Source organism: Vibrio sp. M60_M70 (genome assembly GCF_037162085.1).
Lineage (GTDB): Bacteria > Pseudomonadota > Gammaproteobacteria > Enterobacterales > Vibrionaceae > Vibrio > Vibrio diabolicus.
The window spans coordinates 1,363,846-1,379,033 of the sequence record NZ_JARLUL010000001.1 but is presented as its reverse complement, the minus strand read 5'-3'; the positions used below and the strand labels follow the sequence as shown (position 1 = coordinate 1,379,033).

The window sequence follows — 15,188 nt, the reverse complement described above, 5'->3', positions numbered from 1 at the left end:
AGCGTTTGGTATTTGGTGAAATATCTCTCTAATTTCAACCGATAAATAATTTGATTTATGTGTGTTGGTATTATCTCAAAAAAGGAATCATAGAGCTTTATGTTCTCAGGGATGCTATTTATTTTCGCTCCACTTGTTGTGGGGTATCTAATTCCTATATCTCGAGCCTCGTTACTGGAGAAGATCAATCAATCAACGTCCTACCTTATTTACGTCATTTTGTCGTTGATGGGACTTAGCCTAGCAGCGCTCGATAACTTAAGTAGCAACTTACAGAGTATTCTCCTCTATGCGAGTACTTTCTTTTTATGTTTAAGTACCTGTAACCTGTTAGCGCTGCCTATTATCGATAGGATTATTCCTCTCCAGACCAATCAGAATCAAAAGAAGCTGCCACTATCCTCGATGGCTTTAGAGTCAGTAAAGCTGATTGTTGTCGTTGGTGGCGGGCTAGTAGTTGGTCTGCTGTTACCCATCGATTTAAGTTGGGTGGATACAGCGAGCGAATGGATACTCTTCCTGCTCCTATTTTTTATTGGTATTCAGCTTCGCAATAGTGGTCTTACTCTTCGCCAAATTTTATTAAATAAACAGGGTATGGCCATTGCGGCAGTTGTGATCGCAACATGTATGCTTGGTGGCGTTATTGCAGCGATACTTTTGGACCTTCCTCTCTATCAAGCCCTCGCGATGGCTTCAGGCTTTGGCTGGTATTCACTCGCAGGAATTTTGATGGGAGACGCTTTTGGCCCCGTGTTTGGGGGAGCATCTTTCCTGATCGAATTGATGAGAGAGCTGGTCGCGCTGGTAGCCATTCCTCTCTTTATTCGCAGCTATCCGTGCACAGCAATTGGTTATGCAGGTGCAACAGCAATGGACTTTACCCTACCTGTTATTCAGACTACAGGTGGTGTGCGTTGTGTCCCAGTCGCCATCGTTAGTGGGTTTATTTTGAGTTTACTGGTACCAGTTATGATGCTTTTCTTTGTATCACTTGCTAGCTAGATCTCAGGTTTTCGCTTTAACATCCATTACAATACGGCAAAAATTCAAATACCCAGTTAACGTCAAAGTGATCAAGATTTTGGCAATAATCCGCTTTCTTTTTGTCAATTAGCCCAATGATTTATCACGACTAAAGAGAAAGAAGGGTGAAACATCAACTTATGTGCCTTGCGTTAATAAAGGGATAACAACCAGAAGGAAGAAGAATGAAACGCTTTGTCGTTGCAGCGCTCCTCGCTACAAGCTCAACTTTTACGTTTGCCGCAGATCAACAATGTCTTGCCAGCAAATACGACGGCTATGTTGATGCCTCACTACAGTGGTATCAAGATCTTGTTAATTTGACGGTTACCCAGTATCCAGATCTAAAAGAAGTTAGCCAGTGGTTCTTGGACGGCCGTAAACATCACTTTGAATTAAACCGTGAAGCAGTTCACTACTTTCTAGAGAACGATCCTAGCCGTGTTGCAACAGAACAGCCAATCGAAGCATGGCTAAAATTAGAACAACACGACGTTAAGCAGCTAGCAAGCCGAAGTGATAAGCTAGGTGAAGTCGCAAAACAAACGTTTAGTGACCGTCAATCGACTAACCACCCAAAAAACTACGAGCTTCGTTCAGCATTCGCCGACCTGCTTAGCCATCCACAACAAATTGATACCGCGCTTAATAAGTACAATCAGTCAATAGAGAAGATTGAAAAGCAGAAGTGTGATTAATTAATCGTTGAGGATGCTCGAAAACGCCGAGTGTTTTTAACACATTAAAATCAACGATTTTTTAATGCGAAGATTGTAGCCCTCACCTAAAATTTTCATTTCAGCAACATGGGTTTCAACAATTAAAACGGGACTTTGCGCCCGTTTTAGTTTAGATTGTGCCGCTCGCATTACCACAATAACTACAAAGATTCTTTGCTATGGTTAAGGAACAAAAAACCGCTGACGTTAGCTTTGAGAGCTTGCTAAAGATCTTCACTGTCCCAGAAGGTCCTGACTCAACGTTAACCAAAATTGACGAGAGCCTCTCGCGAAATCTAAATCAATTTCTTCGTGAACACATCGTGGCAGAAGAAAAGCCTTTACGCGAAATCGAAAAAGACTTTTCTTCTGCTCAGATTCCTGAGCAGCCAGAGTTCGTGTCAGATCATACAGAACACTTACTCGACACTTTGGTGTCGCACTCCGTTCACACTTCTTCACCAAGCTTCATTGGTCATATGACATCGGCGCTGCCTTATTTCTTGATGCCACTGTCAAAGATCATGATCGCCTTAAACCAAAACCTGGTAAAGATAGAGACTTCTAAAGCCTTTACCCCGCTTGAACGTCAAGTTTTGGGCATGCTACATCGCTTGATCTATGGTCAGAGCGATACGTTTTACGATCAGTGGATGCATAGCGCAAACCACTCATTGGGCGCATTTTGCTCCGGCGGTACCATTGCCAATATCACTGCACTTTGGGTAGCACGTAACAAGGCGTTAAGAGCCAATAGTTCATTTAAAGGCGTTGAGAAAGAAGGCCTATTTAAAGCCATGAAGCATTATGGCTACGATGGCTTAGCGGTATTGGTGTCTGAGCGTGGTCACTACTCCCTTAAGAAAGCAGCCGATGTACTAGGTTTAGGTCAAGAAGGCTTGGTTGCGGTTAAAACGGATGCCAACAACCGTATTATTGTCGACGACCTTAAAGCGAAAATTGTTGAACTAGAGAAACAAAACATCAAGCCTATTGCTGTTATTGGTGTAGCTGGTACAACAGAGACAGGTAATGTCGACCCGCTACCTGAAATCGCAGAAGTCTGCCAAGCTCACGGTTGTCATTTCCATGTGGATGCCGCATGGGGTGGCGCAACACTTATGTCTAATCACCACCGTCACCTTCTTAACGGTGTGGAAATGGCAGACTCAGTAACCATTGATGCGCACAAGCAACTCTACATCCCGATGGGCGCTGGTATGGTTCTGTTCAAAGACCCTGACGCAATGAAATCCATAGAGCATCACGCTCAATATATCTTGCGTAAAGGCTCAAAAGACCTAGGCAGTCATACATTAGAAGGCTCTCGTTCAGGCATGGCAATGTTGGTCTATGCCGCAATGCACATCATCAGCCGCCCTGGCTATGAGCTGCTGATAGACCAAAGCATTGAAAAAGCTCGCTACTTTGCAGATTTAATCAAGCAGCAAGATGATTTCGAATTGGTTTCTGAACCAGAGCTTTGTCTCCTCACATACCGCTACTTGCCGCCATTCATCCGTGAGGCATTAGCAAAAGCGGAAGGTTCACAAAAAGAACAACTGAATGAACTGATTAATGAATTAACACAGTTTATTCAAAAGCGTCAGCGTGAAACGGGCAAATCGTTTGTTTCACGTACAAGACTGAACCCAGACCAATGGCAGCGCATGAACACGATTGTGTTCCGAGTGGTTTTGGCAAATCCGCTGACGACCAAAGAGATTTTGAGTTCGGTGCTTGATGAACAGCGTGAAATCGCCAAGCAAGCACCAAATTTGATGGAAAGAATTCAGCAGGTGGTCACTAATATCCAATCGTCTTAATGGCCCGAAAGAGTTACATCAATTTGAAATTTTTTTTCGTTTTGATGTAACTCAAACATCATTCTCGTGCGACTGGCGCAACAAAACATCGATTACACATCCAATTCTGTAGTTTTTACAACATTTTGTTTGAGGCCTGTCAAATTCTCACTAAATAGTATCCGTTATTGGTTTAGACTGATTGAAGATCAGGTTTATACTGATTCTATGGCGCTGGTTGTTTTCGTTAACGCCCCACTCTACTCTGGAATCTTCGTGTTTCCTTTCGTTAACAGAGCCAGCGAGTTGTTCTCTATACCCTCGTGAACACTATGAATACATTAGAAAAAATTCAAAAAAACCTGGAGAATTTCAGTAAGTCAGAGCGCAAAGTTGCGGAAGTAATTATGGCGTCTCCACAAACTGCAATTCATTCAAGCATTGCAACGTTGGCTAAAATGGCTGATGTTAGTGAGCCCACTGTAAACCGCTTCTGTCGTCGTCTGGACACCAAGGGCTTTCCAGATTTTAAGCTTCACTTGGCACAGAGCCTAGCCAACGGTACCCCTTACGTTAACCGTAACGTGGAAGAAGACGATGGCCCAGACGCGTACACCCATAAGATTTTCGAATCGACCATGGCGTGTTTAGATGTCGCGAAAAACAGCCTAGATCCAATGCAAGTGAACCGTGCGGTCGATTTGCTAACGCAAGCGAAGCGCATTTCATTCTTTGGCCTTGGTGCATCATCTTCTGTAGCCCGAGACGCACAAAACAAGTTTATTCGCTTTAACATTCCAATTACTTGTTTTGAAGACATTGTCATGCAGCGCATGAGTTGTATTAACTGCAGTGATAATGATGTTGTGGTTCTTATTTCTCACACAGGTCGAACGAAGAGTCAGGTCGAAATAGCAAACCTTGCTCGTGAAAACGGCGCGACGGTCATTGCGATTACAGCAAAGGACTCACCGCTAGAAAAGGCAAGTTCACTCGCTATTACGCTTGATATTCCTGAAGATACCGACGTTTATATGCCAATGGCGAGTCGAGTTGTACAGATGACGGTGATTGATGTACTGGCAACTGGCTTCACACTCCGCCGTGGTACAGGTTTCCGTGAGAACCTAAAACGAGTAAAAGATGCGTTGAAAGACAGTCGCTATGACAAACTAAGTCAGTACTAAGTCCTGCTGTTTAGTGAAAGATTTAATAAAGGGGAGCTCAACGCTCCCCCTTTTTTAATGTGCTTTAGATCAATACCTCAACCCAAGTCGTTCACACTCGATAAGTCCGTTCTTGATTCAAGCACTTCTACAGAGCTCACGTGTTGTGTGCTCTCTGCCACACACTCTCCACTGCAATCACAGACTTGCTGCAATATGTATATCAAACGTTCCTGATTAAGGGGTAACGGGTTGCCTTTGATCGCCATCGACTTAAGCGCATCGTTCGCCACTTGTTCAAAAGAAGTTTGGCATACTCCGAATTGGCCAAGTAACGGCAACGCTAACTTATCTAACACCATATTTACCCAAAGAACCCCATCGTGCTCATTCGCGTTCGCACGATCGGTAACCAATTGGGCAAGTTTACGATAACGACTTATCACATCATTCCTGCCAGCGAGCTTCGCGGCGTTAATATTTTCCTGCATCACGTGCGGTGCAAGACGCGCCGTGATCACGCTGTGGGGAGCATCTAACTTACCTCCTAACGCCGACGCAAGCCCATGCGCAGCACCTAATTTGGCATTAGTAATGGCCATGCCACCGAGCAACGCAGCGAACGATAAATCCGACCGAGCCTTATGATTATCTTGCTTACAAGCAGCAATCACTGAACGGCTTAAACGACGAAGTCCCTCTTCGCACACCATATCTGTAAGAGGGTTTGGCTCACCACACACATACGCTTCCATCAAATGAGTGAACGCATCCATCGCGCCACGCCCGGATGTGTATTGATCGGTTCCATAAGTGAGCGTCGGATCCACAATGGCAACGTCTGCCAGCATATCTGGGCTTCGAAGACTCACTTTCACTTTATCTTGTCCAGACTTCAACACCGCATTTCGAGTCACCTCTGAACCCGTGCTTGCTGTCGTAGGGATTGCAATAAAATGAAGAGGTTTTGCCTTTAATGGTACGTTTCTTCCTACCACCTCGACGTAGTCGTAAACATTGCCTTGATTAGGAATAATAGCGGCTAGAGCTTTACCCATATCGATGACACTGCCACCGCCAATAGCAATCACCATATCAGGCTGGAATTTTCTACCCAGTACCGCGGTCTCTTCTACCATTGTGATATAAGGTTCGCCATTGATTGCTACGTGTTGGTAACGCATATTTTGAGCTTTAAGGTAGTTAATGATGGGCGTGGCTCGTTGGGTATCCTTCCCGGTTACCAGCAAAACACTGTAGCCAAATTGGTTGATAACGGATAATGAAGACTGAAGTGCACCTTCACCAAATATAATCCTTGTTGCAGTCATAAACTGAAACATACACATCCTCCCAAAATAATATACCCAAATAACCTCTTGCCCTCTGATTTAACACTTATGGAAGAGTTGAAGTCATTTGCGTATAGCCAGATTAGATTGCTATGTTTTTGAATAAAAAAAATTGACCAATTCCACCTTGCTATCATTAACCCCTTAAAATGTATGTTTTTTATGCGTCACTTCACATACTTTAGAGCCATAGAATAAGGGAGCGCGTTTAGTTTTTATTCGATAGATTTCACCTATAGAACCAAGAGGTAATTGTCGCTTTATTTCCGTATCTGGATCGGGCATAGTTACTGCAACAAAAGAGAGCGCACTCAGCCGCTATGTTTTGTACGCTTTCAAAAAAGAATAGATTTAGGAGAAATAAGATTATGTTCGTTGTTATCTTTGGTCGCCCTGCATGTCCTTTCTGTGTTCGTGCAAAAGAACACGCAGAAACGCTAAAAGCAAAGCGTGACGACTTCAACTACCGTTACGTTGATATCCATGCTGAAGGTATTTCTAAAGCAGATCTTGAGAAAACAGTTGGTAAACCAGTTGAAACTGTTCCTCAAATCTTTATCGACCAAGAGCACATCGGTGGCTGCGACGAGTTCGAAGCATACGCGAAAGAGCACCTAGGTCTATTTGACGAGTAATAAAGACAGTTTTTAAGAAAGCCGCTTCATGCGGCTTTTTTATTATTTTTCAGTTGGTTATTACCTTACGTCAACTAATGGTAAAACCTAAAAAAATTCACTTATCTTTTTGCTATATTTAGTTACAATTCGCAATTCTAAATCTTTTTGGCACAAACTTTACCGAGCCACACAGTGAACATAGACGTCGTATACCTTCTTGAGCAAAACCCTATCCTTCTAATCTTCGTCGTATTAGCCATTGGCCTTGCCATCGGAAAAATCCGATTTGGCAAATTACAACTAGGCAACTCCATAGGCGTTCTAATTACCTCGTTGGTAATGGGTCACCTTGGCTTCTCATTCAATGCAGAAGCATTAACCATTGGCTTTATGCTGTTTATTTATTGCGTTGGCATTGAAGCTGGACCAAACTTTTTTGGCATATTCTTCAGAGATGGTAAGCATTACTTTATCTTAAGTATGACCGTTCTCGTGTCCGCAGTCAGCTTAACGTATGGCTTGAGCCACTATTTCGGCCTCGACTTTGGCTTGTCAGCCGGTATGATGGCCGGCGCGTTGACAGCAACACCAGTACTGGTTGGTGCTCAAGATGCTCTTAACTCTGGCCTTGCGACTATACCGCGCAATATGGATTTTTCTTTGGTATTAGAAAATCTATCCGTGGGTTACGCGATGGCTTATCTGGTCGGCCTAATAAGCATGATCATGTTCGCGAAGCTGTTGCCAAAACTACAGAAGCAGAATCTGTCTGATTCTGCGCAGCAAATTGCTCAAGAACGTGGCCTTGGAAATTCAAGCCAAAGAAAAGTGTACTTACCGATTATTCGTGCTTACCGAGTCGGTCCAGAATTGATTGACTGGACTGACGGCAAGAACTTGCGTGAACTAGGCATTTATCGTCAAACTGGCTGTTACATTGAGCGAATCCGCCGTAACGGTATTCTCGCCCATCCAGATGGTGATGCTATTTTGCAAGAAGGTGATGAAATTGCACTGGTTGGCTTCCCTGATAGCCACGCTCGCTTGGATCCTAGCTTCCGCAACGGTAAAGAAGTATTTGATCGTAACTTGCTTGATTTGCGCATCGTTGAAGAAGAAATTGTCGTAAAAAGTGACGCTATCGCAGGCAAGCGTTTATCTGATTTAAACTTATCTGAGTTTGGCTGTTTCTTAAACCGCGTGGTACGTGCGCAAATAGAAATGCCGATGGATTTAGACATTGTTCTCGCTAAAGGTGACGTCCTTCAGGTAAGCGGCGAGAAAAGCCGAGTACATGGACTCGCGGAAAAAATCGGTTTCATCTCGATCCACAGTCAAATGGCCGATTTACTCGCTTTTTGCAGCTTCTTTATTTTGGGTATTCTGTTTGGCCTCATCACGATGACATTCGGCCAGGTTTCGTTCAGCTTGGGTAACGCGGTAGGTCTTTTGTTATCTGGTATTACACTTGGTTTCTTACGAGCAAATCACCCTACTTTCGGCTATGTCCCGCAGGGGGCGCTGAATATGGTCAAAGATTTGGGTTTGATGTTCTTTATGGTGGGAATAGGTCTAAGTGCAGGCGGAAAGATGTTCGAGCACTTGACCCAAGTTGGTCCAAAGGTGATTGGTTTAGCATTCATTGTTAGTGTTGTGCCTGTAGTACTGGCCTATTTAGTGGGCGCACACATACTCAAGATGAACCGTGCCCTGCTCTTCGGTGCCATTATTGGTGCCCGAACTTGTGCCCCAGCTATGGATGTCGTCAACGACTACGCTAAATCCACCATCCCTGCTCTTGGCTATGCGGGTACCTATGCGATTGCTAATATTCTGATGACGTTAGCCGGTACGATCCTGATAATATTAAGTTAATAACTTTGACTGATGAAAGCAAAAAAGGCGCTCAATGAGCGCCTTTTGTATATCGGTTGTCTAATCAGTCATTCGATTAGATTTGGATAAAATCAGCTTCAACCGCTGGATTTACATCCGCTTCGTAATCTACGCCTTCAACACCGAAACCAAATAGTTTCAAGAACTCTTCTTTGTACTCTACGTAGTCAGTCAGTTCTTTTAGGTTCTCAGTCGTAATTTGAGGCCATAGCTCACGACAGTGCTGCTGAATGTCGTCACGAAGTTCCCAGTCATCCAGGCGTAGACGATTCATCTCATCCACTTCTGCTGCGCTACCATCTTCTTTGTACAGACGTTGGCTGAACATACGGTAGATTTGTTCCATACAGCCTTCGTGTACGCCTTCTTCGCGCATTTTCTTGAATACCATTGCAATGTACAGTGGCATAACAGGAATTGCGGAACTTGCCTGAGTTACAACAGATTTAAGTACAGCAACATTTGCACTGCCGCCTGTCGCTGTTAACTTGTCGTTTAGCGCTTTCGCCGCACGATCTAGGTCCATTTTCGCTTTACCTAGTGCGCCATCCCAGTAGATTGGCCAAGTTAGCTCAGTACCAATGTAGCTGTACGCGACTGTCTTACAGCCTTCAGCAAGAACACCAGCATCAGACAGTGCATTGATCCAAAGTTCCCAGTCTTCACCGCCCATAACGGTTACTGTGTCTTTGATTTCTTCTTCTGTTGCAGGCTCAACACTTGCTTCGATGATCACATCTTTGTTGGTATCAACGGCAGTTGATGTGTAAGTTTCACCGATAGGCTTAAGCGCTGAACGAACTAACTCGCCAGTTTCTGGCATTTTACGTACTGGGGAAGCCAGTGAGTAAACCACCATATCGATCTGACCTAAATCTTCTTTGATCAGTTCGATAGTTTTCTGTTTCGCTTCATTTGAGAAAGCGTCGCCGTTTAGGCTTTTTGCGTACAGGCCTTCTTCACGCGCTAGCTTTTCAAAAGCAGCTGCATTGTAGAAACCTGCCGTACCTGGTTTCTTCTCAGTGCCTTCTTTTTCGAAGAAAACACCGATAGTTGATGCACCGCCACCAAATGCCGCAGCGATACGAGAAGATAGACCGTAGCCACTTGATGCACCGACAACAAGAACGCGCTTAGGTGCGTTTTTGATTGGGCCTTGCGCTTTAGTGTACGCAATTTGTTCTTTTACGTTAGCTTCACAACCAACAGGGTGCGTTGTAGTACAGATAAATCCACGAATTCTAGGTTTGATGATCATATTCAACTTCCTTTAAAAAACCTTGTTAGGATAAAAGTTTCGTCGGGATTTCGCATCTAATTTCTGTAAAAATGCTCTGAAAAGGCAAGTGGTTGGAGCACTATCCCAACATCCACTCTGCAAGAACACAAAAAAGCACCTCATTGAGGTGCTTTTCTTAGTATTAACGGTTTACTATGCCGCCGGGTTCAAATGCGACTTTTTTGGGCAATCAGTTCGCACTTCAGAAAAGTCATGACTAAAGTGGTCAACTTGAATCGCCTTGTAACGCAATTTGTCTGCCGCCATGATTTGGTCAATTTCTTGCTCAGTTAACACGCCAGCTTCAAATGCTTGCTGCAAACGGTCGTGTAAAAGACCTTTACGAGCCACTTTCCCATCCTTCGCCGCCTTCATAAGCTTACGCTCTAAAGGTTTGATTTCGTACATTGCGAGGAAGGCTTTCTCCATTAAGCCTACGCTGTCGTCGTCGGATTTTCCGATGTAGCAAAGATGCGTGAGTCGATCGCGTTGTGTTCCTGGCGTCATCATCGCTTCCGCCAGATTCACACACAGTTCATCGCTTGGCTTATTAAAATGATTACCAAGTGGGAACAATAACCCTTTCAGCACACCGCCAACGTATTTCACAGGGAAGTTGGTATAAGCCTCATTTAATGACTTAGATGCGTTATACAAGCAGTGTTGAACGGCGTAGTGGACAAAATCTAGATCGCCTTGTTGACGTCCTTCATCTTCATACTTTTTCAGTGCGGCAGACGCCATATATAGATAGCTTAAGCCATCACCCAGACGTGCGGAAATCATTTCTTTACGCTTCAAATCACCGCCTAGTGTTAACATCGCGAAGTCAGCACTAACGGCAAGCGCTCGGCTTAATCTTATGATTTCTTTATAGTACTGCTGTGTTGGGCCACTCGTGTGCGCTTTTACAAACCGAGAACCAGTTAGCGCCGCGCCAAATGCACCAAATGTATTGCCTACCGCATGTTTGATGTGTTTAAAGAGCAAGTTGTCAAATTCTTTCGCCCCTTGTTCAGAATCTGGATTCGCCGCGGCTTCCATTTCTTTCAGTACATATGGGTGACAACGAGTCGCACCTTGACCAAATATCATCAGGTTACGAGTCAGAATATTCGCGCCTTCCACAGTGATCGCAACTGGGATACCGAGATAGTGTTTAGCAAGATAGTTCATTGGGCCATCTTGAATCGCACGACCTGCATGAATATCAAACGAATCATTTAGAATAGTACGCGCAATTTCCGTCATGTGGTACTTGGCAATCGCGGTTACAATCCCAGGTTTTTCTTTCATATCGAGAGAAGTCGTCGTCAGCGTACGTGTCGCTTCTAGTAGGTAAGTAAGACCACCAATGCGCCCCATTGCTTCTGCGACACCTTCAAACTTACCGATCGACATACCAAACTGTTTACGCACGTAAGCATAAGCACCGGTTGTACGTGTAGTAAGATGACCAATCGCTGTGCCAAGCGCTGGGAGAGAGATACCACGACCAGCAGAAAGACACTCAACCAGCATACGCCAACCTTTACCTGCGTAATCAGCGCCACCGATCAACCAGTCCATAGGGATGAAGACATCTTCACCACGAGTCGGACCATTCATAAATGCAGAACCCAGAGGATCATGGCGCTCACCTATCTCGACACCTTCATGGTCAGCGGGGATCAGCGCACATGTGATTCCAACCTCTTTCTTATCACCAAGTAGCCCTTCTGGATCCTGTAGCTTAAATGCTAATCCGAGCACTGTCGCCACTGGCGCAAGTGTGATGTAGCGTTTATTCCAGCTAACTCGCACGCCAAGCACTTCTTTGCCTTCGTGAGTGCCATAACAAACTACGCCTTGATCTGGTATACCACCGGCGTCAGATCCCGCTTCGGGCCCTGTTAATGCAAAACAAGGAATGTCGGTACCATCAGCAAGACGAGGCAACCAGTAATCTTTTTGCTCTTGTGTGCCATAGTGCGATAAAAGCTCACCTGGACCAAGAGAGTTCGGTACCATTACCGATACAGCGGTGCTGATGCTACGAGTCGCAATACGAGAAACAATGGTTGAGTTCGCTAAAGCGGAAAATTCACGACCACCATACGCTTTTGAAATGATCAGTGAGAAAAATCGCTCTTTACGTAAGTACTCCCATACTTCAGGCGGTAAATCCCTGTCTTCTTTGACAATCTTCTGGTCATCAAGCATTTCTAGCAGGGTTTCAAGCTCATTATCCATAAATGACTGCTCTTCTGCTGTCAGTGTCGGCGTTGGATAATGGTGCAATGTAGTGAAGTTAGGCTTGCCTGAAAATAGTTCGGCATCCCACCACACACTACCCGCTTCCATCGCCTCTTTCTCGGTGCTAGAGAGAGGTGGCAATACTTTTTTGAACACTTTAAAAGCTGGGTCACTAATCCATTTTCTTCGTAGAGAGCTCATAGTTCAGATCCTTTTGTTCACGTAACCGCTCTGGGCATAATTTTATTATTGGTTTAACTTTCTTATTTGTCTTGTGCCAACTGCTTCGCTGACATTCCTGCTGACAAATAAGGAATCAGTAAATCGACGACAGATTTCACATCGACTTCCTTTTCAAATTTACTTTCAGCAAGCTCCGAAAGAGCCTGGCTTGAAGCCATCGTAAATACGCAGGTACCTAGCGTGAAGTGCAGTCGCCAAAACAGCTGCTCCTCACATAGTTCCGGGTTTGCCTTCATTATCGAGAAGGTGAAGAGGTTAAGTACCTCTTCATATCGAGTGGTGATGAACCAACGCAGATGACCTTGTACGTCTGTGTAACCACGGCCAATTAACAACATGAATAATGCAGTACCATTGGGGCGCACATCATTTAATGTACGCAAAGGTAAACGCAATGACTCAAAGACGTCGTCCATGTCGTAGCTATCACGCGTATTTAACTCAATTAGTGAGGTTTTAATGCTCGGCATGAGCGCTTCTAGGTATCTATCTAAAACCGCTCTAACTAGCGTTTTTTTATCGCCAAAGTGATAATTTACCGATGCTAAGTTGACGTTCGCTTTACCTGTTATCGTTCTTAGCGAAGTATCATTAAAACCATGTTCAGCAAAGAGTCCTTCTGCGACATCGAGTATTTTTTCTTTTGTTGATGTTCTCGGGGCCATTTTAATCACTCGTATTAAACAACTGTTTGAAAATATACTCCTGAAACTTTAGATTAACAAATGATTAACATCACACTTTCACCAATTGGTCTGACCAGAACTTAGAAGGTGTGATCTAATCTTTTGAATTTAAGTCTAATAAGCAAATGATGCTCGCCTGAAGAAAATGACCAAGTTTCGCAAACCATCGTATTTGAAACGCTAGCAATGTCGTTAGGCGGTCGGAGCAGGAGGTGCGGGTTTGAAATGCAATTTAAGTTTATAGCTACTATAGAAAAGAGGGCTATCGAGTTTCAAACCGCCATTAAGTTGGTTACGCTGTTCGCCTCTTCTCTTACTTCTTTACGATACAAGCGGGCAGAAAGAATTAAATCGAATTTTTTTTGAAAAAAATGGAACTGTTTGGAAAAGGCTCGGTCTGAATAAATGTAACAACTAGGGCATTTTAAGTTTCACTGGCCGTCAAACTTGTTTCCATCTAATTGTTACGTTGCTGCTTTTTTCTTATTAACTCCTATGTTTGTATCCGCCCAGTCAAATTTTCGGCTGGGCTTTTTTCGCCCGCAGATCTACCAACCTACCTTTTTCGATGATTCCGTTCATCTCCATGGTCTAGACATCCGCTCAATACGAAAGTGTCGCTATTAAGTCGCTGATGTACTGAACTATGGGTATAAAAAAGCCTCCCGATTGGGAGGCTTTACAAAATAGCGCATTTTTATCTTACGCTTGCGCTTTCTTAGGCAAAGAAAAGTGCAGTAAGGCATAGCCAAGTAATGCTGCTGTCGTCGAACCCATTAAGATGCCTAGTCGAGCATAGGTATCAAATTCAGGACTTACATTTCCGAACGCTAAAGAGGAAATGAAGATAGACATTGTAAAGCCAATACCACACAACACAGATACCGCAAAGATATGCTTGAAGTTAACCCCTTCAGGTAACTTAGCAACGCCCATTTTTACCGCTGCCCAGCTAAAGGTAAAGATACCTAGAGGCTTACCAACCAGTAGACCCAAAGCAATACCGAGTGGCAGCATTGAAGTTAGACCTGACATCGATACGCCTTCTAACGAAATCCCCGCATTGGCAAATGCGAATAGAGGCAGAATACCAAATGCCACGTATGGGTGAAGCGCGTGCTCCATATGTTTAAGTGGAGAATGTTCGCCCTGCTTTCCCTTTAGTGGGATAGCAAAACCAATCACTACACCTGCCAATGTTGCGTGAACACCAGATTTAAGCACCGCGAACCATAAGATCGCACCGACGATCATGTATGGCGTAAGTTTTGTTACTTCCTTCGCATTCAACATGAATAGGACACCAGTCATGATGAAGCCAACAAGCAACGCCATGGTCGACAGGTCACCGGTGTAAAATAGCGCGATAATAACAACCACACCTAAATCATCTATGATAGCAAGCGCCAGCAAGAACACTTTTAGACTTACTGGTACACGCTTACCTAATAACGCCATGATACCTAAAGCAAAAGCGATATCTGTCGCCGCTGGAATTGCCCAACCAGAAATCGCCTCAGGATCGTTGGCATTAAAGGCTACGTAAATAAGAGCAGGAGCTAACATACCGCCAACCGCTGCAATCGCAGGGAAAATTGCGGTTTCTTTTGATTTTAACGCACCTTCAAGTAGCTCTCGCTTAACTTCAAGGCCAATGAGTAAGAAGAAAACAGCCATTAGGCCGTCATTAATCCAGTGAGAAACTGACATACCAAATACATAAGTATGCAGTACAGATTGATAAGTTTCGCCCAGCGGTGAGTTAGCAATGGTCATCGCAATTGCCGCTGCAATCACGAGAAGAATACCACCAGCTGATTCCATTTTGAAAAAGTCACGAATGACATCGTTCATGGTTTCGTCCTTATATTTATTATCTTAATAAACGATTAACAAAGAATGATAAGAGTGTATAGCGGTCGAAAACTTTAGAATAATCGCTTCTTCAGAGTATAAACTTCGATTTTTCCGATATGAAGTTTACTATACATCGTATTTTCCAACATAACACTCAATTTTGATCACAGCGCGTACTTGTTGTTATCGCGCCAAATGTTTATCAAGATTATGAGAAAATCAGCATAACATGGCATGTACTGTCATGATAACCCCATACTTTTGAGAAAAATTCAGGAAGTTTCATCCACTAAAAAACCACCCATTG

The 15,188-nt window shown here is 43.9% G+C and carries 11 protein-coding genes; 6 read left to right on the top strand and 5 right to left on the bottom strand.

The genetic code is table 11. The features are described from left to right. Positions 1-99 precede the first annotated feature (99 nt). The 4 genes from P4S59_RS06420 to P4S59_RS06405 all read left to right on the top strand — a co-directional run bounded on the left by P4S59_RS06420 (position 100) and on the right by P4S59_RS06405 (position 4,737). Positions 100-1,005, top strand: a complete 906-nt coding sequence (locus P4S59_RS06420) for a lysine exporter LysO family protein (RefSeq protein WP_006742620.1) — start codon at positions 100-102, stop codon at positions 1,003-1,005. Between the two features lie 206 nt (positions 1,006-1,211). Further along, positions 1,212-1,724 carry a hypothetical protein gene (locus tag P4S59_RS06415; RefSeq protein ID WP_074191148.1) on the top strand — a complete coding sequence of 171 codons (513 nt, stop codon included), beginning with the start codon at positions 1,212-1,214 and terminating at the stop codon, positions 1,722-1,724. 200 nt (positions 1,725-1,924) lie between these two features. Beyond that, entirely contained in the window at positions 1,925-3,571 is a 1,647-nt protein-coding gene (gene panP, locus P4S59_RS06410; RefSeq protein WP_337168110.1) for a pyridoxal-dependent aspartate 1-decarboxylase PanP, read from the top strand. A gap of 311 nt (positions 3,572-3,882) precedes the next feature. Continuing rightward, positions 3,883-4,737, top strand: coding sequence for a MurR/RpiR family transcriptional regulator (locus P4S59_RS06405; RefSeq protein WP_005378021.1), 855 nt, complete (start codon positions 3,883-3,885; stop codon positions 4,735-4,737). 77 nt (positions 4,738-4,814) lie between these two features. Here P4S59_RS06405 and P4S59_RS06400 read toward each other — a convergent pair whose 3' ends face one another. Beyond that, entirely contained in the window at positions 4,815-6,059 is a 1,245-nt protein-coding gene (locus P4S59_RS06400; RefSeq protein WP_005393219.1) for an iron-containing alcohol dehydrogenase, read from the bottom strand. A 377-nt stretch (positions 6,060-6,436) separates the two neighbouring features. Here P4S59_RS06400 and P4S59_RS06395 point away from each other — a divergent pair, with 377 nt between their 5' ends. Continuing rightward, the gene (locus P4S59_RS06395; protein ID WP_005378026.1) at positions 6,437-6,703 is read left to right on the top strand and encodes a GrxA family glutaredoxin; all 267 of its coding nucleotides are present in this window, start codon (positions 6,437-6,439) and stop codon (positions 6,701-6,703) included. 174 nt (positions 6,704-6,877) lie between these two features. After that, entirely contained in the window at positions 6,878-8,560 is a 1,683-nt protein-coding gene (locus tag P4S59_RS06390) for an aspartate:alanine antiporter (RefSeq protein WP_006742623.1), read from the top strand. A gap of 76 nt (positions 8,561-8,636) precedes the next feature. On the opposite strand, the gene fabV is transcribed toward P4S59_RS06390, so the two are convergent. The 4 genes from fabV to nhaA form a co-directional block, all read right to left on the bottom strand. Beyond that, positions 8,637-9,839, bottom strand: a complete 1,203-nt coding sequence (gene fabV / locus P4S59_RS06385) for an enoyl-ACP reductase FabV (RefSeq protein ID WP_145532240.1) — start codon at positions 9,837-9,839, stop codon at positions 8,637-8,639. A 174-nt stretch (positions 9,840-10,013) separates the two neighbouring features. Beyond that, a complete protein-coding gene (locus P4S59_RS06380; RefSeq protein WP_337168109.1) occupies positions 10,014-12,296 on the bottom strand; it encodes an acyl-CoA dehydrogenase in 2,283 nt (760 codons plus the stop codon). Between the two features lie 62 nt (positions 12,297-12,358). Next, a complete protein-coding gene (locus P4S59_RS06375; protein ID WP_005393225.1) occupies positions 12,359-13,003 on the bottom strand; it encodes a TetR/AcrR family transcriptional regulator in 645 nt (214 codons plus the stop codon). 723 nt (positions 13,004-13,726) lie between these two features. Then, entirely contained in the window at positions 13,727-14,878 is a 1,152-nt protein-coding gene (gene nhaA / locus P4S59_RS06370) for a Na+/H+ antiporter NhaA (RefSeq protein WP_006742626.1), read from the bottom strand. Positions 14,879-15,188: the final 310 nt, after the last annotated feature.

Excerpts from the sequence above, each read along its gene's own strand:
- P4S59_RS06395 (WP_005378026.1), top strand. The coding sequence starts at position 6,437 with ATGTTCGTTGTTATCTTTGGTCGCCCTGCATGTCCTTTCTGTGTTCGT.
- P4S59_RS06380 (WP_337168109.1), bottom strand. The coding sequence starts at position 12,296 with ATGAGCTCTCTACGAAGAAAATGGATTAGTGACCCAGCTTTTAAAGTG.
- fabV (WP_145532240.1), bottom strand. The coding sequence starts at position 9,839 with ATGATCATCAAACCTAGAATTCGTGGATTTATCTGTACTACAACGCAC.
- P4S59_RS06405 (WP_005378021.1), top strand. The coding sequence starts at position 3,883 with ATGAATACATTAGAAAAAATTCAAAAAAACCTGGAGAATTTCAGTAAG.
- nhaA (WP_006742626.1), bottom strand. The coding sequence starts at position 14,878 with ATGAACGATGTCATTCGTGACTTTTTCAAAATGGAATCAGCTGGTGGT.
- panP (WP_337168110.1), top strand. The coding sequence starts at position 1,925 with ATGGTTAAGGAACAAAAAACCGCTGACGTTAGCTTTGAGAGCTTGCTA.
- P4S59_RS06415 (WP_074191148.1), top strand. The coding sequence starts at position 1,212 with ATGAAACGCTTTGTCGTTGCAGCGCTCCTCGCTACAAGCTCAACTTTT.
- P4S59_RS06400 (WP_005393219.1), bottom strand. The coding sequence starts at position 6,059 with ATGTTTCAGTTTATGACTGCAACAAGGATTATATTTGGTGAAGGTGCA.
- P4S59_RS06375 (WP_005393225.1), bottom strand. The coding sequence starts at position 13,003 with ATGGCCCCGAGAACATCAACAAAAGAAAAAATACTCGATGTCGCAGAA.
- P4S59_RS06420 (WP_006742620.1), top strand. The coding sequence starts at position 100 with ATGTTCTCAGGGATGCTATTTATTTTCGCTCCACTTGTTGTGGGGTAT.